Source organism: Flindersiella endophytica (genome assembly GCF_054779015.1).
The window spans coordinates 68,011-92,941 of record NZ_BAAGYY010000010.1 but is presented as its reverse complement, the minus strand read 5'-3'; the positions used below and the strand labels follow the sequence as shown (position 1 = coordinate 92,941).

25 protein-coding genes and 1 pseudogene are annotated in these 24,931 nt (G+C 66.6%); 14 read left to right on the top strand and 12 right to left on the bottom strand.

Annotation, left to right across the window (positions count from 1 at the left end):
• From ACYVF6_RS11110 to ACYVF6_RS11100, 3 genes are all read right to left on the bottom strand, one after another.
• On the bottom strand, positions 1-352 hold a 352-nt coding region (locus tag ACYVF6_RS11110), incomplete at its 3' end, for an LGFP repeat-containing protein (RefSeq protein WP_460519694.1).
• Positions 353-380: 28 nt separating this feature from the next.
• Complete coding sequence (locus ACYVF6_RS11105) at positions 381-2,180, bottom strand: tachylectin-related carbohydrate-binding protein (RefSeq protein WP_460519691.1); 1,800 nt, start codon at positions 2,178-2,180, stop codon at positions 381-383.
• A 37-nt stretch (positions 2,181-2,217) separates the two neighbouring features.
• Positions 2,218-3,000, bottom strand: coding sequence for a hypothetical protein (locus ACYVF6_RS11100; protein ID WP_460519688.1), 783 nt, complete (start codon positions 2,998-3,000; stop codon positions 2,218-2,220).
• A 223-nt stretch (positions 3,001-3,223) separates the two neighbouring features.
• Here ACYVF6_RS11100 and ACYVF6_RS11095 point away from each other — a divergent pair, with 223 nt between their 5' ends.
• Positions 3,224-6,082, top strand: a complete 2,859-nt coding sequence (locus ACYVF6_RS11095) for an AfsR/SARP family transcriptional regulator (RefSeq protein WP_460519686.1) — start codon at positions 3,224-3,226, stop codon at positions 6,080-6,082.
• A gap of 54 nt (positions 6,083-6,136) precedes the next feature.
• Here ACYVF6_RS11095 and ACYVF6_RS11090 read toward each other — a convergent pair whose 3' ends face one another.
• The 4 genes from ACYVF6_RS11090 to ACYVF6_RS11075 all read right to left on the bottom strand — a co-directional run bounded on the left by ACYVF6_RS11090 (position 6,137) and on the right by ACYVF6_RS11075 (position 11,426).
• Positions 6,137-7,975 (bottom strand): serine hydrolase, encoded by a 1,839-nt coding sequence (locus ACYVF6_RS11090; RefSeq protein ID WP_460519683.1) that lies wholly within the window; start codon positions 7,973-7,975, stop codon positions 6,137-6,139.
• A gap of 1,050 nt (positions 7,976-9,025) precedes the next feature.
• Positions 9,026-10,708, bottom strand: a complete 1,683-nt coding sequence (locus tag ACYVF6_RS11085) for a Tc toxin subunit A (protein WP_460519680.1) — start codon at positions 10,706-10,708, stop codon at positions 9,026-9,028.
• Positions 10,684-10,992, bottom strand: coding sequence for a peptidoglycan-binding domain-containing protein (locus ACYVF6_RS11080; protein WP_460519677.1), 309 nt, complete (start codon positions 10,990-10,992; stop codon positions 10,684-10,686). Before ACYVF6_RS11080 ends, ACYVF6_RS11085 begins: the two co-directional genes overlap by 25 nt.
• Positions 10,993-11,099: 107 nt before the next feature.
• Complete coding sequence (locus tag ACYVF6_RS11075) at positions 11,100-11,426, bottom strand: hypothetical protein (protein ID WP_460519674.1); 327 nt, start codon at positions 11,424-11,426, stop codon at positions 11,100-11,102.
• A gap of 364 nt (positions 11,427-11,790) precedes the next feature.
• Between ACYVF6_RS11075 and ACYVF6_RS11070 the strand changes: the two genes are divergently transcribed.
• The 3 genes and pseudogenes from ACYVF6_RS11070 to ACYVF6_RS11060 all read left to right on the top strand — a co-directional run.
• A complete protein-coding gene (locus ACYVF6_RS11070) occupies positions 11,791-13,812 on the top strand; it encodes a hypothetical protein (protein ID WP_460519671.1) in 2,022 nt (673 codons plus the stop codon).
• The gene (locus ACYVF6_RS11065) at positions 13,805-15,388 is read left to right on the top strand and encodes a hypothetical protein (protein ID WP_460519668.1); all 1,584 of its coding nucleotides are present in this window, start codon (positions 13,805-13,807) and stop codon (positions 15,386-15,388) included. The genes ACYVF6_RS11070 and ACYVF6_RS11065 overlap by 8 nt, the downstream gene beginning before the upstream one ends.
• A gap of 470 nt (positions 15,389-15,858) precedes the next feature.
• Positions 15,859-16,080, top strand: a pseudogene (locus ACYVF6_RS11060) (IclR family transcriptional regulator domain-containing protein); the annotation flags it as partial.
• Between the two features lie 112 nt (positions 16,081-16,192).
• On the opposite strand, the gene ACYVF6_RS11055 reads toward ACYVF6_RS11060, so the two are convergent.
• The gene (locus ACYVF6_RS11055; protein ID WP_460519666.1) at positions 16,193-16,393 is read right to left on the bottom strand and encodes a hypothetical protein; all 201 of its coding nucleotides are present in this window, start codon (positions 16,391-16,393) and stop codon (positions 16,193-16,195) included.
• A gap of 239 nt (positions 16,394-16,632) precedes the next feature.
• On the opposite strand from ACYVF6_RS11055, the gene ACYVF6_RS11050 reads away from it, so the two are divergent.
• The 8 genes from ACYVF6_RS11050 (at position 16,633) to ACYVF6_RS11015 (ending at position 22,278) form a co-directional block, all read left to right on the top strand.
• The gene (locus tag ACYVF6_RS11050) at positions 16,633-17,232 is read left to right on the top strand and encodes a nucleotidyltransferase domain-containing protein (protein ID WP_460519663.1); all 600 of its coding nucleotides are present in this window, start codon (positions 16,633-16,635) and stop codon (positions 17,230-17,232) included.
• Positions 17,232-17,471 (top strand): hypothetical protein, encoded by a 240-nt coding sequence (locus ACYVF6_RS11045; protein WP_460519661.1) that lies wholly within the window; start codon positions 17,232-17,234, stop codon positions 17,469-17,471. The genes ACYVF6_RS11050 and ACYVF6_RS11045 overlap by 1 nt, the downstream gene beginning before the upstream one ends.
• 1,138 nt (positions 17,472-18,609) lie before the next feature.
• Entirely contained in the window at positions 18,610-19,398 is a 789-nt protein-coding gene (locus ACYVF6_RS11040; protein WP_460519658.1) for an LPXTG cell wall anchor domain-containing protein, read from the top strand.
• Positions 19,399-19,421: 23 nt separating this feature from the next.
• Positions 19,422-20,159 carry a class F sortase gene (locus ACYVF6_RS11035; RefSeq protein ID WP_460519655.1) on the top strand — a complete coding sequence of 246 codons (738 nt, stop codon included), beginning with the start codon at positions 19,422-19,424 and terminating at the stop codon, positions 20,157-20,159.
• A 57-nt stretch (positions 20,160-20,216) separates the two neighbouring features.
• Positions 20,217-20,840, top strand: a complete 624-nt coding sequence (gene sigK / locus ACYVF6_RS11030; RefSeq protein ID WP_460519652.1) for a sigma-70 family RNA polymerase sigma factor — start codon at positions 20,217-20,219, stop codon at positions 20,838-20,840.
• A complete protein-coding gene (locus ACYVF6_RS11025; RefSeq protein ID WP_460519649.1) occupies positions 20,837-21,565 on the top strand; it encodes an anti-sigma factor in 729 nt (242 codons plus the stop codon). The genes sigK and ACYVF6_RS11025 overlap by 4 nt, the downstream gene beginning before the upstream one ends.
• A 135-nt stretch (positions 21,566-21,700) precedes the next feature.
• Positions 21,701-22,003 carry a hypothetical protein gene (locus ACYVF6_RS11020; protein WP_460519646.1) on the top strand — a complete coding sequence of 101 codons (303 nt, stop codon included), beginning with the start codon at positions 21,701-21,703 and terminating at the stop codon, positions 22,001-22,003.
• 41 nt (positions 22,004-22,044) lie between these two features.
• A complete protein-coding gene (locus tag ACYVF6_RS11015; protein WP_460519643.1) occupies positions 22,045-22,278 on the top strand; it encodes a hypothetical protein in 234 nt (77 codons plus the stop codon).
• Positions 22,279-22,424: 146 nt separating this feature from the next.
• Here ACYVF6_RS11015 and ACYVF6_RS11010 read toward each other — a convergent pair whose 3' ends face one another.
• A complete protein-coding gene (locus ACYVF6_RS11010) occupies positions 22,425-22,808 on the bottom strand; it encodes a VOC family protein (protein WP_460519640.1) in 384 nt (127 codons plus the stop codon).
• A gap of 70 nt (positions 22,809-22,878) precedes the next feature.
• Here ACYVF6_RS11010 and ACYVF6_RS11005 point away from each other — a divergent pair, with 70 nt between their 5' ends.
• Both ACYVF6_RS11005 and ACYVF6_RS11000 read left to right on the top strand, forming a co-directional pair.
• Positions 22,879-23,640 carry an arsenate reductase/protein-tyrosine-phosphatase family protein gene (locus tag ACYVF6_RS11005; protein ID WP_460519637.1) on the top strand — a complete coding sequence of 254 codons (762 nt, stop codon included), beginning with the start codon at positions 22,879-22,881 and terminating at the stop codon, positions 23,638-23,640.
• Complete coding sequence (locus ACYVF6_RS11000; RefSeq protein WP_460519634.1) at positions 23,637-24,041, top strand: VOC family protein; 405 nt, start codon at positions 23,637-23,639, stop codon at positions 24,039-24,041. The genes ACYVF6_RS11005 and ACYVF6_RS11000 overlap by 4 nt, the downstream gene beginning before the upstream one ends.
• 82 nt (positions 24,042-24,123) lie before the next feature.
• Here the strand turns inward: ACYVF6_RS11000 and ACYVF6_RS10995 are convergent, their stop codons facing one another.
• The 3 genes from ACYVF6_RS10995 to ACYVF6_RS10985 all read right to left on the bottom strand — a co-directional run bounded on the left by ACYVF6_RS10995 (position 24,124) and on the right by ACYVF6_RS10985 (position 24,813).
• Positions 24,124-24,291 carry a hypothetical protein gene (locus ACYVF6_RS10995; protein ID WP_460519631.1) on the bottom strand — a complete coding sequence of 56 codons (168 nt, stop codon included), beginning with the start codon at positions 24,289-24,291 and terminating at the stop codon, positions 24,124-24,126.
• Positions 24,292-24,335: 44 nt separating this feature from the next.
• Positions 24,336-24,521, bottom strand: coding sequence for a hypothetical protein (locus tag ACYVF6_RS10990; protein WP_460519629.1), 186 nt, complete (start codon positions 24,519-24,521; stop codon positions 24,336-24,338).
• A 130-nt stretch (positions 24,522-24,651) separates the two neighbouring features.
• Complete coding sequence (locus ACYVF6_RS10985) at positions 24,652-24,813, bottom strand: hypothetical protein (protein ID WP_460519626.1); 162 nt, start codon at positions 24,811-24,813, stop codon at positions 24,652-24,654.
• Positions 24,814-24,931: the final 118 nt, after the last annotated feature.

The following is a 24,931-nucleotide window of genomic DNA, read 5'->3' as shown; positions in this document are numbered from 1 at the left end:
CTTGCTCGAAGTGGCTGATACGTCCGGGCTGTTGGGTGTCTGGATCGGTCCAGTCTGTTTCGTCTGTGGCTGGGAACCCGAGGTAGCTCAGTTCGTCGCCCAGTTCGAGGTATCTCCGATAGATGGCGCCGAGGACCCAGCACGTCCCGACGTCTTGGCGCCAGTAGATGGCGCTGCTCTCATAGCGTTGAAAGAACCCGCCAGCGCCCGCCCTGGACGGCTCCAGTCCGCCGACCTTGGCGCCGGGAGCACCGTTCAGGCGAGCATATTTCTCGGTGATCCTGAGTTCGGCGTGACTGTGAGGTGTGAGCAGCGCGCCGGCGTTAGGAAATAGCTTGTGTATCTCGGACATGAGGTCTCGTTTCCCTTGGGATGGTGTGTCAGTGCAGTCCACCGATTGCGCCGGGTTGCGCGGCGAACAGTGGGCGGTAGAGGCGCCAGGTTCGGCCCACCGACAGTGGTCCTTCTAGCCGGTCGTCGCCGTTTCGCCAGCCCAGGTGCCGAAAGCAGCGCATGGCTCCGTTGGGCAGGATGCCGTAGATGACGCCTTCGCCGCCTGGCACGAGACGTTCGAACGGGCGCCAGTCGACGTTGGTGTTGAGGTCGCGTGGCTCGGCCCAGGTGTTGGCGCCGGTGGGCCAGCCGGTGTGGTTGTACCAACGCAGTAGGCCGTTGGGCCGGATGCCGTAGATGGTGCCTTCGCTGCCTGAGAACACCGGATTGAGGCTGTCCCAGCCGTTTCCTATGCGTTGCGGTGTCGTGAAGCCGCCCTGGCCGGTGAGGTAGCCGCTGAAGTGGTTCCAGTACAGGTCGCCGACGGTGAATTCGTGCGTGGGATCGTCGAGCACGATGCCGTAGACGACGCCGTAGCCGGCGCCGAAATGGAACCATTTGGTGAGGGCCGGGTCGCCGCCGTTCCAGGTGCCGATGGAGTTGGGGCCGATCCATGTGTTGTTAGGTGGGGTCAGGTCGCCGCCGCGGTGGTAGTACCACAGCCATTGACCGTCCGGTCGCTTGGCGAGTACGGCGCCGACGCCACCCGGGATGATGGCCTCGAAGTTCCAGCCGTTGCCCACCCGCAGCGGGCCTTCCCATGCGCCAGTGGTGCTGGGCAGTGTCTGCCTGAAGTAGTCGAGATTCAGATCGCGGTCCACGGCGTACATCGCGGTCATCCAGGCCGTCCAGTTCGGGAACACACCGATGAACTGCTCTCCTGGCAGATGGCCGCTGGCGGCGATGGATTTGAGCATCTCCTCCCATAGCGCCAGCCCCATGATCGGCGGATATTCCTCTTCGACTTGTCGCTCGTCCTGGACCACTACTTCCGGGTTGATGGTGCACAGGATCGTCGGGCCTGGATCATCCATCGTGACGCTGAACTCGCGCATCACCAGCCTGGTTCGGTCGATGTCGTTGTTGCACTGGACGGTGAACTGGCACACGCCGTTCTGAGCGAACTTGGACTGCGCCATTGGCATACAGGTGATGCGCGCGCGGATGCGCTCAGGGACGGTCACCGCTTCGCGGCCGTCGTCTCGCCAGTCGGGCCTGACGGAGACGGCCGTGATGTGGCGGTCGAGCCATTCGCCATAGCGTTCGCGCACTGCCTGCTTGTCGCCGCCGGTGTCGGTCATCATCCCCGCGACCGTCACCGCCAGAGCCATCGAGTAGACCGGCAAGGCAAGTGCCACCTTGAAGTCGGGGCCAACCGGCTCGACGTGGGGTTCGCTAAGGGGCTGCCCGTTCTCATCGTGCAGTGTCACGATACGTACGTCGCTCCACAGCCACAGATCCTCATCGACCAGGAACGTGTCCGCGCGCTGTCCAGCCTCGAAAGCGGCCGTTGCCGCGCCCGCTCGGTCAGTGGGGTTGTTCGAGATCTGGAAGGCACGGGCCGACAGCGCCACCACTTGCTCACGTAGAAGGCGTTGACGCGCCAGGTTCTCCGCCTTGACGATCTTCTGCGTGTTCGTGTCGAGCCGGTGCTCCAGGCCATCCAGTTGCAGTTGGATACGCTCGATCTCGCGACGGATGTCTTCGATGGCGTACTCGACCGGGCTGGTTTTACCGAATTCGTAGATAAATTTGATGATGTTGAAGCCAGTGCCGATGGGCCCGGCGGCGTCGATGAGATTGGTGACTGTTTCGTACTCGACGCTCTCTATGGGGATTTTGGTCACAGGATTTCCGATCAGGTTTGGTGGAGTTCGGCCCGGGTCACGCCAACTCGTTGATCTCGAGGTACAGTTCCCGCTCGACTTCCAGGCCGACGGTAAAACCGCGGGCGCCGCCGGGTGCCGAGGTGAAACGGAAGGACCCTGTGACGACCTCTCCTGGACGCAAGCGTTGCTTGACAATGTCGTGTCGAGTGAAGGTCACCGGCTGGGCCGTGTCGAAGTGGAGCCCGGTGAGGTCGTCGGCCAGGGCTGCACCCATCTGGTTGGTCATCGAGCCAGGGACGAACCGCACCCGCAGCACGTGGTCGTAGTTGGGTCGCGCGCTCAGTTCGTGCGCGAGGTACAGCTGTCCGGTTTGGCCGAAGCACAGATAGCTCGAGGCCCGATCCGCGTCGGGTTCCGCGGTGAGATCGAGTTCGCTGAACCGCACGACCTTGCGTACGCCGATGATGATGTCGCTGGCGATGGGTGTGCCACCACGTTCGAAGTGCCCGCGCACGAGGGTTGCCTGGAGCGAGGTCCGCTCGGGTCGACCTTCATGCGATTCGAGTTCGGCGATCGGAAAGACCGTCGGATCGACGGTGTACTGACCGTTGCCGTTCAGCTCACGGTCGTCCCGGAGGGTCTTCGCCGCAGCCTCGTCCAGTTCTACCGCCAGCAGCACCTGGAAGTTGTGCGGACACGCGTACATCGGAAGGTGCGACAGATACAACACGTCCTCACCGAACAGCAGCATGCCGTGCCGCCCGGTCGTGTCGCACTCGCCGGGTGCGTGGTCATGCGGGTGCTCGTGCGTGTGCTCATGCGTATGAGGCTGGCTCATCATGCTCCTCCAGGTTGGCGCGGCATGTGCGCTCTGGCGAGGTCAAGAGTCGACCAGGAACCTGCTCGCGAACCTTGCGGAAATCTTGCGCCCCTCGGTCAACCCCTGGTGGGACGGATGACCCGTGCGGGCGAGAGTAATGCCCTTGCGCTGACCGCGCGAACCGTCCACTATCGACACGTAGGTATTTGCCGGATGTGGGTCTACGAGCGCCGGGGGGCGTATGGAATTCCGGCTTTTCGGCGAGGTTGAGTTGGTCGCCGCTGGCAGGCCGGCTGATCTGGGCACCCCGCGGCAACAGACGGTGCTGGCGGCCTTGCTGCTGGATGCGGGCCGGCCGGTGGCCGTTGAGACGCTGGTGGATCGGGTCTGGGATGACAGCCCTCCGGTCGAGGCGCGCAACGTGTTGTACTCCCATGTGAGCCGGATCCGCCAGCTACTGAGGCAGGTGGCAGCCCGCACAGGTGAGACGGCAGTCGTACTCGAGCGCAGGCATGCCGGTTACGTGGTCGACATCGACCCGGACCTGGTAGACCTGCACCGGTTCCGAGGTCTGGTCGACCGGGGCCGTGACCCGAGCCGCGCCGAGGCGGATCGGGCCGATTCGCTCATGGCTGCGCTGAGCCTGTGGCGCGGCAGCCCACTGGCCGGGCTCGAAGGGCGATGGGCCGAACAGGTGCGCAGCAGTTGGCACCAGCTCCGGCTGGACGCGGTTCTGCAATGGGCACAGCTCGAGATCCGGCTCGGGCATGCCCCGGCCGTGATCGCCACTCTGTCCGATCTCGTCGCCGAGCACCCCTTCGTCGAACCCCTGGAGGACCTGCTGATGCGGGCCCTGCACGCGGCGGGACGCGACGCGGAGGCACTCGACCGCTACACCGCGATCCGGCATCGGCTGGCCAGTGAGCTCGGCACCGATCCCGGCCCGGACCTGCGCGCCCTGCACGAGGCGATCCTGCGCAACGACCTTCCGTCGCCGCGAGCCGATCAGCCCGCTGTCCCCACGCTGCTGGCGACGCCGGCTCAGCTGCCGCCGGACATGTACGGATTCACCGGCCGCGAAACCGAGCTGCACCAACTGGACAGCCTGCTCACCGCCTCTACCGGCCAGTCGACGGCAGTGGTGATCTCCGCGGTGTCGGGCACAGCCGGAGTGGGCAAGACCGCGCTGGCAGTGCACTGGGCCCATCGGGTCCGCGAGGAGTTCGCCGACGGGCAGTTGTATGTCAACCTGCGGGGATTCGACCCGTCCGGATCTCCGGTCACGCCTGCGGAGGCGGTACGCGGGTTCCTGGATGCGTTCGAGGTTCCACCGGAACGGATCGCCGCCAGTTTCGAGGCGCAGACCGGCCTCTATCGCAGTCTGCTGGCAGGACGACGAGTCCTTGTGGTGCTGGACAACGCCCGTGACTCCGAGCAGGCGCGGCCGTTGATCCCCGGTGTGCCGGGCTGCCTGGTGGTGGTGACCAGCCGCAACCAACTGAACGGCCTGGTCGCTACCGTGGGAGCCCGTCCGCTGAGCCTCGACCTGCTCACCGTTGCCGAGGCCAGACAGCTGTTGTCCCGGCGCCTAGGCCACGAACGCACAGCCGCCGAACCGCAGGCGGTGGACGACATCATCGGCTCCTGCGCCCGGCTTCCCCTGGCGCTGGCCATCGTGGCCGCCCGCGCGTCCGCGCATGCGGACTTCCCCCTTGCCGCGCTGGCCACGGAACTACATGAGGCACGAAGCAGCCTGAACGAGTTCGCCAGCTCGGATCTGGCCATCGATGCCCGGGCAGTGTTCTCCTGGTCCTACCGGCAACTCGGCCCCGAGGTCGCGCGCATGTTCCGGCTGCTTGGCCTGCACCAGGGCCCAGACACTTCGACGCCGGCTGCGGCGAGCCTTGCCGGCATCCCGGTCAGCGCAACTCGCCCGCTGCTAGGCGAGTTGACCCGCGCGCACCTGATCAGCCAGCGGAGCCCTGGCCGCTACACCTTCCATGACCTGCTCCGCGCCTACGCCGCTGAGCTCGCAGATTTCTACGACACCGACTCCGAACGGCGCGCCGCACTCCATCGGGTGTTCGATCACTACCTGTACACGGCACGTGCGGCCGCTCTCCAGTTGCAGCCGCACCTGGACCCGGTAAACCTGACGCCACGACAAGACGGCGTCACGACTGAGCAGTTCGCCGGGTACGCACAGGCCCTGGCCTGGTTCACCACCGAACACGCGGTGCTCCTCGCGGCCGTCGATTACGCGTCCAGCATCGGATTCCATGCTCACATGCGGCAACTGGCCTCCGCCATGACCGACTACCTCGATCGGCAGGGGCACTGGCACGACTGGGCCGCTGTCCACCACGCGACGCTGGAAGCCGCGAGGAGGATGAATGACACCGCCGGGCAGGCCGCCGCCCACCGCGGTATCGCCCGCGCCTACCTCCGACTGGGTAGCCTCGACGACGCGCACACCCACCTGCGGCGGGCCCTCGACCTGTACCGGGAGCTCGCCGACGAGAACGGGCAAGCACACACCCATCGATTCCTCGGCCAGGCCTACGAGCTCCAGAACCGCAACGCCGAAGCGCTCCAGCACTGCCAACAGGCCCTCGACCTGTACCGAGGCACCGGTCACCGGATCGGCCAAGCTATGGCGCTCAACGATATTGGCTGGCACCACATCCACCTCGGGGATCACCAGCAGGCCGTCACCCACTGCCAGGAGGCCCTCGAACTGCAACAAGAGCTCGGCGACCGGGTCGGGCAAGCCCACACGTGGGACAGCCTCGGCTACGCCCACCACCACCTCGGCGACCACAACCGGGCCGTCACCTGCTATCGGCACGCCGCTGACCTGTATCAAGAACTCGGCGACCACTACGAGCTGGCCAACACACTCACCCGCCTCGGCGACACGCACCGGACCGCCGATGCGCTCACCGCGGCGCGTCAGGCATGGCAGCGCGCCCTGAACCTCCTCGACGACCTCGGACACCCAGACACACAACAGATCCGCACCAGGCTCCACGAGCTCGACCAGGCCCACACCAACGGCCGGCACAGCTTCAACAGCACCGAGCCAGGACCGCCCGGTTGAGGCTGATGCTGCCGGCTCAGCCATCGATAGAGTCGACCGCACTCGAGAACACGCTTACAGGGCTTGGCTGTGGGCGGTCAGGACGACGTTGATGGCGTCGCGGATCTCGTCGTGTTCGGCGTCGGTGACGCGCCGGTTGAACAGGAACGCGAAGTCCAGTCCGTCGTCCCGGCTGCAGGCGCCGCTCGAGGTCCCGTCGAGGGTGCCGTAACGGGTTGCCACTTCACGTCCGGTCAGGTGCGCGCTGTCGGCGTTCCACACCGGATGCCTGGCGATCACGCGGGTGACCGTCGGTGCCGAGGTGAGCAGGCCGCCGGAACCGGCGCCCGTCTCCAGCACGAAGCCACCGCCGTACGCGTTCGGCGCCAGCGCATCCGATGCGTAGTTCAGCTGCGATGCCCGGACGTCGGCATGATCGTAGGTCGACACCTCGCCGGGCTGGCGAGCGCCCCGCGCCGTGGCCGCCAGGCTCACGTCGTCGCGGATCCCCAACGCTCGTAGCACATCCTGCTCCACCGCATCGGTGAACGACAGCCCGGACGCCCGCTCGACGACCGACGTCAGCAGGCAGAAGGCGGCGTTGGAGTACAGCCCGCCAGCTGGTACGGAACCGAGAAGCGGGCGTCCGTACAGGTAGCGAAGCATGGCGTCGCGTGCGAGGGGGGCGTTGGTGATTCCCAGGCTGGCCGCGATTTCCCGCTGTTCCCGATCGAAGTCGCGTGGCAGCCGGCTGGTGCGTAGCACGAGTTGCTCGACGGTGATCGTATCCATGCCCGCGGCTGCCGGGGTCCCGGCCGGCAGTGCCGAAGTGACGCCGACGAACGCGAAGGCCTTGGTGCCCCAGGACAGCTTGCCGGCCGCAACCAGACGGCTGATCTCGGCGGCAGCGAAGATCTTGCTGAGGCTGGCGATCCGGAACCGGGTCTCCGGCCGGGTGATCGGGTATCCCGGCTCGGCCCACGTGTATCCGCGGGCGCCGACGATGGTCGGATCGCGGCCGATCGCCACCGAGCCCGCGCGGATGCCGTGCCGAACCATGAACGTACGAACGGCCACGTCGAGGTCGGCCGCGCCGGGAAAGCCTTCACCCGTAGCGTTCCAGCGCCGCCGCGAGGGAGTGTCATCGGCGGCGAAGACAGCCGCATACCGCGCTTCGGCGCCATCACCACCAGCGGCGACGACAATCGGGCGGAGGCCCTCGGCCTGTTGAGTGTCGAACTCGACCTGGTACTCAGCTGCGCTGATGCCGTGCCGCGCGTTCCAGCGGCCTATCTCGTCATCCCGGAACGCCGCCAGGATGCGCCCGTCCGCAGCGACCGAGAGAACGACGGGACGCATGCCACCGTTCACGAGTGCCTCGAAGAACCGCTGGTACGCGGCTGGCTCGATCGACCACCAGGACCACAAGGTGGCCTCGGTGTTCTTCACCCATACACCGGCGAAGCGCCGGTCGGTCGTAGTTCCGTAGACGGTAAGGCTCTGGGGGAGGTACCCCTCGGCGAACGCGCGGTTGTTCTCGTGCGTGACGGTGTCGGGATCAGTGTCCGGATCCCATCGCAGGCCGTGCCGCGCGAACCACGCCCGACTCGCACCCTGCTCGAAGACGGCGGCGAGGATCTCACCGCCCGCAGGGCCAGTAGCAGTGAGGATCGTCGGCGCATAACCTTGGCTGGTCAGCTCACTGAAGCGGGCCTGGTAGTCCGCTGCTGTCAGGCCATGCACGGCAACCCACGCAGGGCCCGGAAGGGCAACCCACACCGCGGCGTAACGGGCGTCGCGAGGATCTCCCGAAACGTTCAGCGCGACCGGCCGGAAGCCGGCAGAAGCCAAATCAGCGACCCGCTCCTGATGCGTCGCTCCATCAACACCGTGATAAGCACTGAACCCGGACATCACAACTCCGACCATCGGCGACGGTGCCGAACCAACCGATCCGGCACCCCACGGTGACACTCCACCTGCCCACCGACCTTGCGGCAACCTTGCGGCCCCGGTCAGCCCCGAGACACCGACCTTGCGGCTGACGGCAACTATCTCCTTGCCCGGCGGCATCACGAGCCTTCACAGGTGTCACTCCTACTCCGCCTGATGGAACAGACCACAGGGCTCCAGCAAGATTCGCGAGCAGGCTCGTGCTCGACAGGTGACTTCGTCCGAGCAGACTCAGCGCCTGGCTGCGGTGGCACGATGAGCGAGCACAACGATCATTCGCACGACCAGGCGGGCGGCGGATGCGACACTAACGATCGGCACGGCATGCTGTTGGCCGAGGTGGCCGATCATGTATGACGATTTCGCCGTGGACGGTTTGATCGGGATCCACTGGCGGGAGTGGGGTGGCGCGGAAGGGGTCTCGGAGGCGACGGCAGCAGTGGTGTACGCGAGCCCAACCTGGACGAGTTGCTTCCCGTGCCTTTCACCCGTACTGAGATCCTCAACTACTGGCCACCAGCTCAGAAGGACCAGGCGCCCTGAGGCTGGCTCCACTATGTCTGGAGGACTCGTACGAGGCAGGCCAAGCCAGGCCGCGACGCCGAAGGCGAGGCCTGATCGAGCGTTGTCGGGCCACGCGGGGTTGGGCTTCAAGGACGCCATCGCGTTGCGGACCCCTCGGGCATTGGGGCGTAGCTTGTGGTCCTCAGCCGGAGCAGCACCCGAAGGCTGGTGTGGAGCGATCTTAGGTCACGAGCCAATCACCGATGGTTGCATCGCATGCCTCGTAACTGTACGGTCGGCTCAACTGGTGACAGAATGATGACGGACTCCGCGTAACACGTCGGATGGCTGCGGACTGGGCGGACGTTCAGAGCCGCTCTCACCAGATGGAACAGCACGAGTAGAGACAGGCCGGTACTGCGAATCATGGGCTTCAGCGGACTCTTAATCCGCGGGTTCGGGGTTCGAGTCCCTGATGGCGCACCACCTCTGACGTGGGCATACACCTCATCCAGGACCGATCCCTCGGTCCGTTATGCCCGAATTTCGCGCCGCCGGGACGAACTGGGGACGCGAATCATTCTCCATCCCGGTCACAGCGGCCACCGACGCCGCACTTACCTCGCACGTCCCCATCCGGCAATCGAAGGGGGCCTCCGGCACGCCGATACCGAACCTGCGGACGGCTGTTGTGGCCGCGCGCAGCTGGCGGAGCAGGAGCGGGTTGAGGCGCCCCACGCCTGCCGGTGTCCCGGCCTGCAGCCGCGCGATCGCGGTGTCGAGGTCGTCAGGGCTCCAGTCGAGCGCGCGCATGAGCCGCACGAAGCGGTGCAGCCGGGCGAGCACGTCCGTGCCGAGGTTCGCAACCGTCATCGCGCCGAGGTCGCACGTGTCCGACGTCGCGACAGTGCCGTCGGGGTTGACGAAGCGCGTGGCGAGGAGAAGCTGCAGCTCGGCGTGGGTCAGCTGGGCGCGGGCGAGCAGGATCCGCGCGTGCGATAGGACCTCCAGCCACGTACCGGAATAGGTCTTGGTCGTTTCGGCCGGGTCTCGCACCGTGTTGCCTGTCTCGGCGAGTCCCCAGTATTCCCAGGGCTGGTGAGCTGTCGCGAGCGGGCCGGCGGTGATGATGTCCGCCTCGAGCCTGGACAGTCTGAGCGCCTCGACCGCCAGTTGGACCGTCTCGTTGGCGGTGAGGTCGGGTTCCTTGCGCAGCGCGCGCCTGAGCTGGATCCGGTCCGTGCCGAGCTGCCCGAAATACGCGCGTGCCTCCAGCAGGGGCAGGTCGAACGGCAGGACCCACGGGTGCACGGCACCGGCGAGGGTGGCGTAGGCGTTGGCGTTGACGTACTGCGGGTTGGCGTTGAGCTCGGGTGTGGGAAGCGTCGTCTGGCGCAGGCGGGCCGCGGCCGCAAGGTCGGCCGGCGGCGCGATCGTGTCCTCCAGCAGTTCGTTGACGATGTCGATGTAGGGCAGGACGGTGTTCGTGTTGTCGCAGCTGAGCTCGATCTGGGCGATGTCAGGGCGGCGGGCGAGCAGGACGGACTTGGCGCTCTTGCCCGCGGTCATCCGCTGTGACATGAAGCGGAGCATGTCGGTCAGATACGCCGCCGGGCTCAGAACAGAGCGGCAGTGCTCGCAGGCGCAGAGATTGAGCGAGCCGAAGAGCGTCTGGAGATTGGGAAACGGCTCGAGGTCCAGTTCCGGCGCGGCATCCAGTTCCGGCGCGAGCACCTGCTGCGCCGCCGGGAGCAGCTGACCGATCGCTGCCGGGTTGACCTCGCGGATCGTCGCTCCGAGCCGGGTCGCGAGACTGAGCGCCATGGCGTAGGTCTGCTCGGCGACGGCGTAGATCCGGTCCGCCTCGACCTGCCCGATCTCCGCGCGCGCCGTAGGTCTGGCGGAAGCGGGCCGGACCCATGCTGTAGATCTGCTGCGCCGAGCCGATGCCGCCTTCGAGCAGAGGTTTGGCGGCGGCATAGCGCGACGTGAGTTTGATGAGGCGAACCGGACGACCTTGGAGGCGTCGAACACCCGCAACCGCACGGCCAGCCTGACTTCGCCCCGGGCTTGGGTCTCCTGGTCGACGTCCGCCCGGTACGCGATGCGGTACCGGCCGGCGTCGTCGGTTTCCGCGTGGCCGATGTCGTCCTCGTCCCGCAGAGTTACGCGATAGGCGACGACCAGCACCCGCGCAGCGGCATGCCGTCCCCGTCGGTAACCGGACCCTGGATGACGTACCGGTCCTCGCCGAAGGCGTCGCCTTGAATCAGCCGCTCGCCCGCGGCCCCGGCGAGCTCCAACAGGTGAGGGTCCACCTCACCGGTCGGGGCCAGGCCAAGAACGAGCTGGATGCGGGTGACGGCCTCGCGTGTGCTCGCACCGAAGTGCTGGCGCGCACGCTCATCGTCGTCCACCTCGACCCCGATGGCGTCGAGCATGGTGTGCAAGTGGGCGACGTCGTCGCCGGACATCCCCTGCGTCAACGTGCGCTGAGACGGCACTATGACCCCTCCCCATGCACAGCGGACGTCGCAAAGCGCTGTGCCCCTGACGGAGGCCCACCGAAACCGTCGTGCCCTTACATGGAACTAAGAGGGAACGCGAACCGGCAAGATGGCCTTCGGGCAAACTGCGCTGCCCGAACGGGCACACCGTGTTCACAGGCCATGACCTGCCCGGACACGGCAATGTGCAACACGCATCCAAACGAGACGAGCCGGGCGACGAAATGGACCGGGACGGCCGCCCAGAGCGGAACCGCGATCCATCCGAAACCCAACCGGGACAGGACGATCGCGACGACGACGATCAACGCGAGGTACCGGAGCGAGACACTGATGATTGGCTTCAGGATCCTAAGGATGTTGACGACCAGCTTGAGGCCGTTGCACGTCTGCTCGAACACGGTCCGGGTGGTCGCCAGTTCGGCCTTCGCGTCGAGGCAGGCGGGCGCGGTTCACGGGTTGGGTGGAGTGCAGGGCCGCCGTTGGTGGGGAATGACCATCGTGGATGCGGCGGACGAACAGGTCGAAGAACGCGCCACGGTCGCGAGGCCTCGGACACCATGGGCGGCCAGGGCCCTGGTTCGGTCCCGCTTCGGGGCCTCACCTCTGGTGCGGCGGCCATTTTCGACTTCCATCGTTCCGGCATGACCTCTCGGATCGCCATCCACATCTCGATAGGAAAGTACCCGGCGCGGAGCAGCAGGCTGTAACTGGTCGGCGAGTACTGCGTCGTGACAGACATACGACGTTCAGGGGAGGGGACCCATGGATGGTCTGAGCGGGCTCAAGCGGGCGATTCGCAGCACTCCAGTTCCTGGCGCGCCTCCTCGGCTGTCCCGGGACGGCGCATCCATCGGTCTGGCGTTTCTCGACGCCGCGCTTCGGCTCAATCACGTACGAAGGCTGACAGAGCGGCTTACGATCGCCGACCACGGCACGGCTCGCAGAACAACTGAGATTGACCTGAGCCTGCGTCTGCTCGACACCGACCAGCGCAACGCCGCAATGCACCTACAGCAGTTGTACGGGCCGGTGGTGAGAGTGGCTGGTCAGGCGCAACTGAGCAACACTCTGTGGGTTCCGGTTGCCCGGATATCTCGCCGTAGCGTCTTTCCGATCGATGTCCGCGATGCATCTGGGCGAGAGCTTCCATGCCTGACACAGTACGAGACGTCGAGGTTGATGGCGTCCGGTCTATACAGACTGCTGAGAGCAATCCTGCTTTCGGAACGAGACGCCACGCGCCCGCATAGCGATCTCGGCCGCTTCCTCGAGCAGATGCACGAGCCGCGTTGGCTGCTTCAGCAAGCCCTGATCACTCTCCTTACAGAGCAGCACAAACCCGAGGTCGAGCTGTCCGAATACGACGGTCGGCAGGTGCGGCCACCCGGAGCCGGTGCGCAAGACCCGGTGGATCCCGTTCGCCGCATCGAGACCGGGAGCGGCGGGCAGTATCGAGAACTGTCGCTCTCGATCCTCGAGATGTACCGCGAGCCGCTTGCGCAGTTCTTCGACCTTCTTTCGGTCGCAGTCGACAACTACCTTCTGGTGGTTGGGCTGAACGAGGCCGACGATGAGCACCTGCTGAGCTACGAATCTCCGTTGGACATCAACCGAGATGTGGGCTTGCTTGCCGATGTCCGAAGGGCGCAACGTGCGAATCGGGACGGCTACTGCATCGAGTATCTGGCCGACATTCCGTCGACGCTTCGCTCGTATCACCTCGTGATGGAGACCTCGAACGATGTCGTGATCGAGCAGATGTTCCTGTCGACCAACGCCGACGCCGAAGCCGCGGCCCGCCTTCACGCGGACCTTCTCACGCTGGCTAGGGAGCTGTCGGTAGAGCCGCTCGAAAACGTGCAAGCTCCATTCCGCAAGGCTTTGGAGCTCGAGGCCCAAACGGTCCTACGCAAGCTCGCCGAACTCTTGCGTCGAAGGCGGTGGGAAGCTGAGCATGCTGGCACCGCTGTCGTGCCAAGCCCGCATCCAGCTTGCGACCTGATCGCCGATGCTGTGGTGTCTGGTGCCGCGGTCCGAAAGACCAACGACGGGCACGCGGACAACTCGATCCTCGAGCATCCAGACGTTACGGCCGACCAGTTGCGCAAGGCAGCGGAAGAGGTTAGAGAGCAGCAACTCGGTCTGGACCTGTCGGTCGACAACGATCCCACCAAGACGCGGGCACACACCTACTGGCGGCGGCGAACCGCCGGCGGCCGTAGCGGTCAAATCCGCGTACAGGCGCGCCTGTTGCTGCGAGACACCGCCGCAGCCGGTGGCCGGAGCGTCATGACCTACGTTCTCGCGCTGGCGGGTATGGCCTACCTGATGGCATCCCTGCTGACGAAGCACATCTGGCCGTTGAGCGCGAACGCCGTTGCCGGAATTGCCGCGACCTCCAACTCCGACGCAGTGGTGGCCGTTCTCCTGCTGATTCCTGGCTTCTTCTTCACCAGGCTGACGGTGGCACCGAGATACTCGATCGCCTGGCACCTGAGACTGGTGCCGCGCTATGCCGCACAACTCTCTATTGGCGCTGTCGCTCTGTTAGCGGCCGCGGTGGCCGTTGGTGCCTCAGGCTGGCTCCTCTTGGTGGCGATGATCCTGGCAATAACGGCTCCACTGCTATGTGGGCTGGGCCTCCTACGTGTCCAGGGAAGGCGCCCCGAGACGGATCTCGCTCGCCTCGGTGCTCCGGCCTGGGTGTGCGCCGATCGCTCGAACCACGCCATCAAACCCGACGTGAGGTTCCGATCGTTCCGAAGGGCGGATGACCATGACTGACGCAGCTGAGCCAGCGTGGATTTCTACCAGAACTGTGGCGGATCTGGCCAAAGCCGGATACACCGTCTTGCGCACATCTCAGATGCAGGTCAAGTTCGAGGTGCATCATCTCCATGACCGGCCCGGATATCTGCGTAGGCTCATGATGCCGGGTGCCAATGACCCACAGCGGAAGATCTTTTCTGAAAGTCTCTCATCGAGCGCTAATGGCATTGGTCTGGTGATCTGCGCACGTACTGACGAGATGGCCGACGACGACCTTTACCAAAGTCAACAGATGAGCGAGGCGTCTCTGACCGTACGCGGCGATCCGCGCAAGCAACTGATATTCGGCGGGACCGCCAGGCCAAACCCGACGTTTCTCTACGAGTCTGGTGAACGGTTCGAAGGCCTGATTTCCATGGGCAGGGGAACGATGACCCTCACGCAGTCGCAGTCGATCGCGGTCCGGGATCTGCTGCACAAGATCGCCGACGTCGCGGTAGAGAACGAAGAGCCGCTCCTTCTTCTGCAAAATCCTGTGCAGTTGCCAACTCAACGCACTGCCAACCGAGGACAACACGTCACAACTAGAACCGAGGGTCGCCCGACACGTTCGTCACCTTTGGCAGTGCGGTTCGCCATCGCTCTACGAGAGCGCAGCACGAAGAAGGTCCTCGAGATCAGCAGGACGTTTCGCGAATACTGCTCCGAACGCGGATACGCGTTGTGGACGTCGGATAGCCGTACGGGCTACCGGCAGGGCAACTGGTTCCAAATCTGCAAGTACAGCGAAAACGACAGCTCGGATGGTGCCGAAGCCGACGACTTCAGACCAGTTGAGGTAGGCCTGCCGGTCACCTTCGTCGGCCCGGCCAGGGTCGGATCCACCTACGCTATCCTATCGTTCCTCCAGCAGTTCGACTCGCTTGGTGTCGCTGCCTGCTCTGTAGCTGCATTGGCAGATCTGGCGTTCGTGCACCTCCATCTTTCGCCCGCTGGCCGTACGTCCTTCGATGTCACGCAGGCGAATCGAGCGATAACCCATGGCCCGATCCTATCCAACGGGCCCGAAGGACTGCGACCGGCGTTGAAGCTACTCGGCTTGGCCGATGCCGACCACCAGCCACCGATGACCAGCAAGGCGAGTGACTACCAGTTGCTCGTCGGGCCTTCCATTGCCCTCGACACGAACCCACCTGGAAAACGCATATCCGTGTGGTTCTCGTGGCAGATCGCTGGTGAACAACCGGACTTGGCTAAACCGCTGGACTCCTTCTACCGTGCGCTGGAGTGGATACTCGGACCGCTTCTCCCCGAGAAGACCCGAGCTGCCGATCTCGGCAACATCGACTACCTCATCTGCCGAGAAGTGCGCCGGTCCGTCCTTCGTGGTAAGGCGAGGATCTCGGTGCAGCGATATTTCATCGATCGGCACTTCAAGCGCCAGGGTCTCTCCGACAGCGCGTCCAACTTCTGTGGCGCACTGGAGAACGCCTGGCGTGCACTGGTCAAGCGTGAGTCTATCTCGGGCCTCACCGAGGTCACCGTAAGCTGGCGCGAGTCTTGGCTCGGCCACTGGACATCGTCCCTGTGACTCGAAGACGGTGGAGCAGTCATGGCCGAGGCGTGGACTGTTCGTGCTGCTCCACGAGCTCGCGGACCTGCTCAACGAGCACCTCCGCATCCGCAGCGCCTACTACCTGATTGGCCGCGACACCTGGCTCTTCCCGGTGCCCACCGCCACACCCACGTCTCCGTGGCCCCATCTCGGCGGATGCCTCCGAAGCTTGGGCATCTACGCACGCGCCGCTCGAGGCGCCGCCGCCCTACTCGACCTGGCCACCCAACTGCCCGCCGTGCTAGCCGAACTCCTCGGAATCAGCACCAAAGGTGCCGACCGATGGGTCAGCCGCACCGGCAACTCCTGGGCCAACCCCGCCATCCCCTGCACGAACCTGATAGGCGCACGGCGCCGCGAGCATCGCACGTCATCGGCAAGGCTAACCAGAAGCAGATCCGACACACACCCAAAACCAGAGCTCGGCATCGCCCTTCCGCCGGCGCGGGTACGCCGTTGTTGACGAGGAGTTCGAGCCAGGGCTGGTCGGCGCGAGCGCGGCGGTGCACGACTTCCGAGGGATCGCGGTCGCGTCCCTCAACGTCGCCGCACCGAAGGCGCAGCTGGGCGGCAAGCTCGACACGCTCGGGCAGCGACTCCACCGGGCCGCGGCGGAACTGTCGGCTGCCCTCGGCGGCGTGGGTTCGCGGCCGAGCCGTGGCACTTGAGTTCGTTGAACCGGCGTGGGGGCGTGAGCGTCAGCTACGGCGGACATGCCGGCTGGTATCGCCTACGAGGTCGGGTATCACCTCGAGCGTCTTCTTCCACCACCATCTTCCGTCAAGGCGCTCGAACGTGCCGTTGAATCGCGTGTAGATGATCGGCTGCAGTGGGAAGTCCGGGAGCGCCTGCCAGATGCTGGAACGGCTTGTAAACAAGCCGTTCCAGCTTGTCCTCGGCATTGATGACGGCGTTCGTGAGCAGGTGCTTGGTGTGCGTTTGCCCGTCGTACAGAATCACGTCGTCGTCAAGCCAGCTCATTCCTGTCATTCCAGCCGATGGTGTCGACTTGGGTGAGCTCGCCGTTCCGAGGGTGCGATCACCAGGTTGGCCGCAGCAACCGAGTCGGTGCCCGAGGGCGGGGAGCAGGCTCGGTCACTCCACAGACGCACTCGGCTGGCTCGCCACCGGCGCATGGCGCCACCGCCAGCCAAATCGGCTGCCGGCTCGTCCCCGCGATAACTACGGTCGATCGACGAAGAAGGGCCAGGGAGGTCTCCGTGCTGCGCGAGCTGCTTCGTACCCGGCAGGACGAGCGGGACAAGCTGCTTCAGAGGGTGCGGCTCGTCGCCGAGAGGGACGCACGAGTACGCGCGGCTTGGCTGTTCGGCTCGTCCGCGCGAGGCGATGCGGACGCGCTGAGCGACCTGGACGTCGCCGTCGTCGTACGCGATGACGAGATGAGAGCGGTGGCCGGCGGTCCGGAGGAGCGGCCGGTGAGTAATCGGCGCGTACGCGACTCGCTTCGCGGTCGTTGGGTCGCTCAGGTTGCCGAGCCGCTCCTGCTACTGGAGGCGCCTCAGAACGCCGTACCAGGAGGCGCTTTCGTCTCGTCGTTCCACGCCGGCCAGGCCGGTTCGCAGGAGATCGACTGGCACTGGGAGCCGCTGTCGACCGCGCGGCTTACGGCCGAGTCGCTGCTGTTGTTCGACCGCGACGTCATTCCCCGGGAGGCAGGGGAGCCCAAGGTCAGGTCGTACGGCCCGGTGCCGGACCGGACGCCGTTCGAAGTCGCGGCGCGGCGGTGCCGTGGTTCTGGGCCTCGCTGCTCTGGAACGCCAAGTACGCCGGTCGCTCCCCTCGCGACACGAGCATGCTGATGCTCGGTGCGACGATGCGCGCCGTGTACGACGTGCGGCGGTTCCTCGACCCCGACGTCGGCGATGTCGGCGGCGAGCCCGTCCCCGAGCATCCAGAGGATCGGCTATGCATCCTGGGCGACCTCGTCAACCACATGGAGTCGTTGCTGCCCCGCGTCCCGGCGCTCACCGACGGCGTCGCGCCGCAGGTACGTCAGTACCTCCACATCGCCGACCAGATCATGCGCCAACACGGCTGATCGTCGCGCTCTTGTCTGATGACAAGGTGATGACGGAGTCCGTAGAACGCGGTGGATAATGGTGGATAGCGTGGACGGCTGACCTAGCCGTCACCAGGAAGAACAGCACACGAAGGCACGGACGGGCACACCGAATCATGGATTGCAGCGGACTCTTAATCCGCGGGTTCGGGGTTCGAGTCCCTGATGGCGCACCACTCCTGATCTGGGCAGATAGCCGAAAGGGTATCGGCTGAAGCTCCCTCTCCGTAGCTGGTTCTGTAGCTCAGGGAGGGGAATCCCAGACGCATTATCAGGACCAGCCGCGGCGCGGATGGACTGCCGTCGTCATCGCGGCCCTGGCAGTCCTCGCCATCGCTGCCTTGTGCCTTGCTGCGGCACGACACCGGCGCCCAGAGCAGGCAGTCGCGCAGTCCGCGGCAGCGGGACATTGGTGACCCATCCGGGTGGGAGGCCCATCAGGAACTCGACGAACCCTGGGGCGAGCACGGGACGGCCATGTCGGCCGCGTTGGGATACGGCTGTTCTGCCGTCCTGCAGTAGGTCACAGGCGTCGCTGCCGACGTACTTACCCGCGTGTAGGAACCGTCGGAGCAGCAACGCAAGGAAGACCATGGACTGGCTACTGCTCGCCATCATCGCAGGCGCACTACCCGCCGGTTACCTTCTGCCGTCGATGGTCGCTATCGCCCGGAAAGCGCCAAACGCGGTGTGCTGCTGACGTTGGCCGGTGACCGGCTGGGCTTGGGTTTTCTGGAGCAGCCTCTCATCGGGTGTTTGGCCGGCGAGGCCGCCGTGGGGTCGGTGGTAGTTGTAGTAGTCCTCCCATTCCTTGAGCTTGTCGTTGAAGGCGCAGGCGTCACATCGTGGTAGTGCTGCCGTAAGTGGATGATCTTGCCCACCACGTCCGGGTCGGTGAGGGTCGGGCAGTGCAACGGAGCCGCCCCGCTGTCGCGCGGACGCACTGCCGCCTCGCCATCGCCGAGCTGGGGCCGGGGCGCGGCCGGTGGACGAACTTTTCTGGCGATTCGGTCCAATCCGGCCGGTCGATCGCTCCGAATCCCTTCCATGACGGGGGATCCCCACGGCATCGCCAGGTGGGCGGTGCCGATGTCGAAGACTGGAAGGGTGATCCAACGTGCGACTTCGCACTGCGGTCCTGGCCATCCCCGCTGCCTCTGCTCTGTTCATGCTCGGTCTCGCGGCTCCCGCGCTCGCCGACGATTCGGTGGATGTCAGGCTCGACGCACTGAACGACAGTGGTGCTTCCGGAACGGCCACGCTGACGATCGAGTCGAACGGTGACCTCGCGGTCAGCATCGACGCGAAGGGGCTGGTTCCCAATGCTCCGCACGCGCAGCACATCCACGGCGCCACCGACGGTACGGACTTCATGTGCCCGACGGATGCAGCCGACAAGGACGGCGACGGCATCGTCAGTACGACAGAAGGGCTGCCGTCCTACGGTGACATCTTCATCTCGCTGACCACGAAGGGCGACACCAGCAAGAACAGCGGCCTGGCAGTCGACCGGATGCCGACGGCCGACGGCGACGGCAATCTCGAGTACAGCAGGACGATCCCCGCGAGCGAGCTGCCCGAGGGCACCGCCGACCACCTGCGCGACCTCCACGTCGTGCAGCACGGCATCGACCCCAACGACAACGGTAAGTATGACGGCGACAAGAAGAGCGACCTCGATCCGAAGCTGCCGGCCGAGGCCACCGATCCCGCGAGCTGTGGCATGGTCACCGGCGCCGGCATGAGCGACAAGCCCAGCCAAGGCGTGGAAACCGGCGCCGGCGGCACGTCGGGTATCGAAGGCATGAGCTGGTTCGCACTCGGTGGGTTCCTGCTGGCGTCGGCCGGCGGAACCGTCCTGGTGAGCCGTCGCCGGCAGGCGGTCACGACCGTCAAGACCGACTGAACGCCCGCGTCCGTCACCGACCGATGAACACCACACCCGAAGACGGCCACGGCCAGGATCTCGGCCCCAGGCGGCGACTGCCGTTGCTTGCCGGCGTCCTGGCCGTCGCCGGGATCCTGGTGATCGCGTTCGCGTTCGTACGGCAGCAGCCCGATCCGCCGGCCCTCACCCACGCGGACCACGTGCCGTCCCGACCGCCGTCCCCACAACCGTCCCCGTCCGAGTCGAAGCCCAAAAGCCCTCGACAGGACGCCACCCAGCGCCCACGCACGCAGCAACTGGAGGGCATCCGGGGCCCGGTGATGCGTGACTCGCCGCCGACCCGGCTCATCATCCCGAAACTCGGCGTTGACAGCACGCTGGAAGACCTCACGCTCGACCGGTCCGGCGTGCTCACAGTTCCCCGCGACCCCGCCAAGGCCGGGTGGTTCCGACGCGGCCCGGCGCCAGGCTCCCCGGGTCCGGCCGTCATCGCGGGCCATGTGACGTGGGATCGCGAGCCGGCGGTGTTCTTCGACCTGGCCAGGCTGCGCCAGGGCGACCGGATCAGCGTCACACGGCGGGACGGCAGCACGGCGACCTTCACCGTCACCGGCCTGGAGCAGTACGACAAGGACCGTTTCCCCACCCAGCAGGTCTACGGCTCGATCGACCACGCCGGCCTGCGCCTGATCACCTGCGGCGGTACGTACGACGGCAAGCGGCATCGCTACAAGGCGAACCTGATCGCGTTCGCCGTCCTGACCGGCGCCGAGCCGTGACCGCGCTCCGAACCCATCCGGATGCGGCTTCGCTCCGAATCACCGACGGAGGTGTTCATGCCGTTCCTGCGCGGAGTTGGCCCAGGTGACGATGCCCAGGGCCGTCCGGACGACGACTCCCGGCCTGCCCGCGGACTGCTGGAGGAGCTCGTCCGCGAGGTCGCGCGCGGGGACGAGCACGCCTTCGAACGTCTCTACGCCGAGACCTCGGAGCGGGTCTTCGGCATGGTCCGCCGGGTGCTGCGGAACCAGGCGCAGGCCGAGGAGGTCACCCAGGAGATCTTCGTCGAGATCTGGCGATCGGCTACCCGCCACGACCCGGCCAAGGGCTCCGCGCTGACCTGGATCCTGACCGTCGCCCACCGCAGAGCCGTCGACCGGGTGCGTTCCGAGCAGGCGTCGAGCGACCGCGAGATCCGGGTGGCACAGGCGAGCCACGAGGTCCCGTTCGACGACGTGGAAGAACAGGCCGTGCTCGCGCTGGAACACCAGCAGGTCAGGCGTTGCCTCGTGGGACTGACACCCGTCCAGCACGAGGCCGTCACGTTGGCCTACTACTCCGGCTACACCTACCGCGAGGTCGCCACCCTGCTGTCGGTGAACCTGGCCACCGTGAAGACCAGGATGCGCGACGGCCTGATCCGGCTGCGCGACTGCCTTGGAGTGGAGCGGCAAGCATGACTCTCGACACCGACGCTCACTCGCTGGCCGGGCCGTACGCCCTGGACGCGCTGCCGGAGCCGGAACGAGCGCGCTTCGAACAGCACCTGGAGGAGTGCCCGGCCTGCCGGCACGAGGCCGTCGAGCTCTCGGCGACCGCGACCCACCTGGCAGTGCTCAGCGGGGAGGCACCACCGGCGCACCTGCGGGAACAGGTACGCGCGAGGATCAGCCAGGTCCGGCAGCTCCCGCCCAGGCCGCTCCTCGAGCGGCCCGTCGCACGCCGTCGTAGGTTCGACCGGCGCAAGCTCCTCCTGGCGGCGGCCGCCGCGGTCACGCTGGTCGGCGGCGTCGGTGTGACCATCGCCCAGCTGTCCGACTCGATGCGGGCCGCCGGCCGGCAGGACCAGATCACCGCCGTCGTCGCCGCCCCGGACGCGGAGACCCAGCACAGCGACGTCGCCGGAGGTGGACGCTTCACGGCCGTCGTGTCGAGACAGTCGGAGGCCGTCGTGGTCATCGTGGACCGGATGCCCAGGCCGCCCCGCGGCAAGACCTACCAGCTCTGGCTCGAACACGACCGGCGCGTACGATCGGCCGGCCTCCTCGACCTGGACGACGACCAGCCCACCACCCGGATCCTGCGCAACGTGGGCCCGGCGGACGCCCTCAACCTCACGATCGAACCCCGCGGCGGCTCCACCCGCCCGAGCCTGCCGGTCATCGCGCGCCTCCCGTTCGGCTGACCGCGCCCGCCGACTTCCACCGAGACGTCGTCTCGGCCTTTCCGGATCTGACCGAGGACAACACGCACGTTGTTCCGTGGGCCGCACCGCTCTACGTGACGCCTGAGTGCGTCATCGCCTCGATCTCGTGGTCTCGTGCGGAGGACGTGGTCCCGGTCCTGCTGGAGCTCGCGAGCCGGCACGGCCAGCGACACGTGGCTCGCGGTCGGACAGTCGCAGGGTGCTCAGGCCGCGCTGTTCACCGGCGCCTACCAGGAACGGTACGCACCCGAGCTCGACTTCCGCGGGTCGATCGCGACCGCGCCGCCGACGCAGTGGCGTATGACGATCGGCGTCGCGCAACCGTTCGCGCCGTCGACGCCGGCGAACCCGGTCGCGCTGCTGCTCCTGGAAGGGATGCGGGCGACGCACCCCGAGTTCGACCCGGCATCTACCTGACAGCAGCCCGCGCGAGCCTGCTCACCGAGGCGCAGAACACCATGTGCTTCCAGAAGCTGGCCGAGCGGTTCGCCGGGCACACGTCCGGTGAGGTGTACGACGTGACCGCGGGCGAGCAGGAACGGCTCACTCGCCTGCTGGAGGAGGACTCCGAGATCCCGATCGTCGAGCACACCGAGCCGGTCTACATCGCGCAGGGCACCGCGGGCACCGTGGTCTACCCGCCCGCGTCGCAAACGACCGCGCACAGCTCGTGGGCGCGGGCTCGGACGTGACGTTCACGTTCTGCCCGGGCGCCGATCACAGCGGCGTGCTCGCCGCCGCCAGGGCCGACCTGCTGGCCTGGGCGGCCGAACGGGTCGCCGGCAACCAGTCAGCCAGCCAGCTAGCCAGCTGGCCAACCACTCGACCAGCCAACCAGTCAGTCGCGGCGCGGTTCGGACAGCTCGATCGGGTTGCCGGCCGGGTCGTCCAGCAGGATCTGCTTGCCGCCGAAGCCGGTGACGATGTCGTTGCGGAACACGGCTCCGGCGGCTCGCAGCCGTTCGACCTCGGCGGACAGATCCTCCACCGCGATCACGATGCGGTTCCAGCCACCGGGCTCGGGCCTACGGCCGTCCGGCATCGGCTGGGCGGCACCGCCCTGCCCGGCCGGTTGGGACAGCAGCAGCCGCAGGTCTCCTCGCGAGATCGCGGCGAATCCCGGCGCCGGATGCATGTCGACGCTGAACCCGAGGTGCTTTGTGTAGAAGTCGATCGCCGCCGCAACGTCGTCGACGATGTAGCGCACCGAGACCTGACTCATGGTGCAGAGCTCCCTTCGAGAGACTCATCAACCTATTTTGATCTAAGCTCGTTTGATGTAATCTGTCAACATGCCGGTCCAGCCCGAACCGCCGCCGTTCCTGGCGTTGGCCGCCCACCCACTGCGGTGGCAGCTGCTCACAGCGCTCGCGCAGAGCGATCACCGCGTACGCGAGCTGGTCGAGCGCACCGGCGAGCCGCAGAACCTCGTCTCCTACCACCTCGGCCTGCTCCGGCGCGGCGGCCTCGTGACCTCTCGCCGGAGCAGTTTCGACGGCCGCGACTCCTACTACCGCCTCGACCTGGAGGCCTGCGCACGCGCACTGTCGGACGCGGGCGGCGCGCTCCACCCCGCGCTGCGCCTCGAAACCGTCGCGAAAAGCCAACGGCAGCAGCGGTTGCGCCGCCCGGCCCGCGTGCTCTTCCTCTGCACCGGCAACAGCTCCCGCTCGCCGATGGCCGCCGCCCTGCTCCGGCACCACACCGGCGAACGAGTCGAGGCGTTCAGCGCCGGCAGCCACCCCAAGCCCCTGAATCCGCGGGCGGGCAAAGCCCTCTCCACGTACGGCATCGACCTCGCCGGCCACCGGCCGCTTCAGCTCTCCACGTTCGCCGATCGCAAGCTGGACTACGTCATCAGCCTGTGCGACAAGGTTCGCGAGGTCCTGCCACCGTTCACTCGCGACCCGCTGCTGATGCACTGGAGCATCCCCAACCCTGACGACGCGGGCGACGACGCGACGTTTCGCGGTACGGCCGCCGAGCTCGACACGCGGATCCGCTACTTCGTCTCCACGCTCACCTATCCACCATCCGACCGGGAGATGTCATGACAACCGGCCAGATCGAGCTGCTCGACCTGTTCACCGTTCGCTATCTCGTCGACGATGTGGGAGCGGCCACCGACTTCTACACCAAGCACTTCGGCTTCACCGTCGACGTCGACGCTGCGCCCGCCTTCGTTCAGGTCATCCGCGGGCACTTGAGGCTCCAGCTCAGCGGGCCTACGAGTTCGGCAGGCGTTCCGCTGCCGGACGGCAGGGTGCCCGAGCCTGGTGGCTGGAACCGCATCCAGCTGGCCGTGGCCGACATCGACGCCGCCGTGGAGCACCTGCGCGCTGCCGGCGTGCGGTTCCGCACCGACATCATCAAGGGCAGGGGCGGACGTCAGGTGCTGTTCGAAGACCCAGCCGGCAACCCCGTCACGCTGTTCGAGCCGCCCGCCGAACACTGAGCGCGATCCGCAGCTCATGGGTCTTGTCGACCAGGACGCGCCGCAGGTTGTCGTCCAGGCCTTCCGCCCGCCGTCGCCTCCATCAGCTTCGCCGACAGCTGGAGCCGGAGACGATGATCTCCCACGCGGCCGCCTTCGCCGCGGCATCCGGGAGCGCACCCCGCGCACGCGCGGGCTGCTCGGCCGCCCGTGCGATCGAGTCGCGCGCGGCCTCCGCGGCGATCGTGTCGCCGTCGATGACATCGAGCACCGCCAGCCGGTAGACCAGGGCCCTGCGCAGCTCGCTGTCGATCGTCAGTCCCGCGGGTACGTTCCGCCCCGCGAGCCAACCCAGCAGCCGGTCCGCGCCGGGCCGGTCGCCGTGGTGTCGGCCTGCAGCTGCCGGCTGCTTCCCGGCGCCGCCGAGCCCAGCTCCAGCAGGCAGAGGTCGTGGATCGTCGCCCGCGCCGCGCCAGGTGGCAGGAACTGGTCGGCGACCATGCCGGTGCAGAACTCAGCATGCTTACGAACACCCTGTCGTGCTGGGTGCGCAGCGCCGCCCGCACCAGCGCGAGGTAGTCGTGCGCGGCCCACTCGGCGTCTCGGGTCGCCTCGGCAGCCGCGGACCGGATCAGCGCCTGCGCCAGCCGATCGCCGAGCCGACGCAGCAGGTCCGGCAGTAACCGCCGGCTCCGGTCGTCGAAGCGACCTTGGCGAACGTGAGGTCGCCCGCGTTGAGCAGGACGACACCGGCCGGCACCCTCAGGTCGAGTGAGATGTGGTACGTATCCACCCCAAGCAGCACACTGCGTTCGGCTGCCTCGCACCGGTCTGGTTCGGCACGTTGTCAGCCTACGGCCAAGCAGGCACTCACTTGTCGTCCGGTGATTGACGTGCCGCTTTGTCCGACA

Excerpts from the sequence above, each read along its gene's own strand:
- ACYVF6_RS11015 (WP_460519643.1), top strand. The coding sequence starts at position 22,045 with ATGTGCTTCCAGAAGCTGGCCGAGCGGTTCGCCGGGCACACGTCCGGT.
- ACYVF6_RS11035 (WP_460519655.1), top strand. The coding sequence starts at position 19,422 with ATGAACACCACACCCGAAGACGGCCACGGCCAGGATCTCGGCCCCAGG.
- ACYVF6_RS11045 (WP_460519661.1), top strand. The coding sequence starts at position 17,232 with ATGCTCGGTGCGACGATGCGCGCCGTGTACGACGTGCGGCGGTTCCTC.
- ACYVF6_RS11005 (WP_460519637.1), top strand. The coding sequence starts at position 22,879 with ATGCCGGTCCAGCCCGAACCGCCGCCGTTCCTGGCGTTGGCCGCCCAC.
- ACYVF6_RS11080 (WP_460519677.1), bottom strand. The coding sequence starts at position 10,992 with ATGTCCGGCGACGACGTCGCCCACTTGCACACCATGCTCGACGCCATC.
- ACYVF6_RS11100 (WP_460519688.1), bottom strand. The coding sequence starts at position 3,000 with ATGAGCCAGCCTCATACGCATGAGCACACGCACGAGCACCCGCATGAC.
- ACYVF6_RS11095 (WP_460519686.1), top strand. The coding sequence starts at position 3,224 with ATGGAATTCCGGCTTTTCGGCGAGGTTGAGTTGGTCGCCGCTGGCAGG.
- ACYVF6_RS10990 (WP_460519629.1), bottom strand. The coding sequence starts at position 24,521 with ATGGTCGCCGACCAGTTCCTGCCACCTGGCGCGGCGCGGGCGACGATC.
- sigK (WP_460519652.1), top strand. The coding sequence starts at position 20,217 with ATGCCGTTCCTGCGCGGAGTTGGCCCAGGTGACGATGCCCAGGGCCGT.
- ACYVF6_RS11070 (WP_460519671.1), top strand. The coding sequence starts at position 11,791 with ATGGATGGTCTGAGCGGGCTCAAGCGGGCGATTCGCAGCACTCCAGTT.
- ACYVF6_RS11055 (WP_460519666.1), bottom strand. The coding sequence starts at position 16,393 with ATGAGCTGGCTTGACGACGACGTGATTCTGTACGACGGGCAAACGCAC.
- ACYVF6_RS11000 (WP_460519634.1), top strand. The coding sequence starts at position 23,637 with ATGACAACCGGCCAGATCGAGCTGCTCGACCTGTTCACCGTTCGCTAT.
- ACYVF6_RS11090 (WP_460519683.1), bottom strand. The coding sequence starts at position 7,975 with ATGTCCGGGTTCAGTGCTTATCACGGTGTTGATGGAGCGACGCATCAG.
- ACYVF6_RS11065 (WP_460519668.1), top strand. The coding sequence starts at position 13,805 with ATGACTGACGCAGCTGAGCCAGCGTGGATTTCTACCAGAACTGTGGCG.
- ACYVF6_RS11010 (WP_460519640.1), bottom strand. The coding sequence starts at position 22,808 with ATGAGTCAGGTCTCGGTGCGCTACATCGTCGACGACGTTGCGGCGGCG.
- ACYVF6_RS11025 (WP_460519649.1), top strand. The coding sequence starts at position 20,837 with ATGACTCTCGACACCGACGCTCACTCGCTGGCCGGGCCGTACGCCCTG.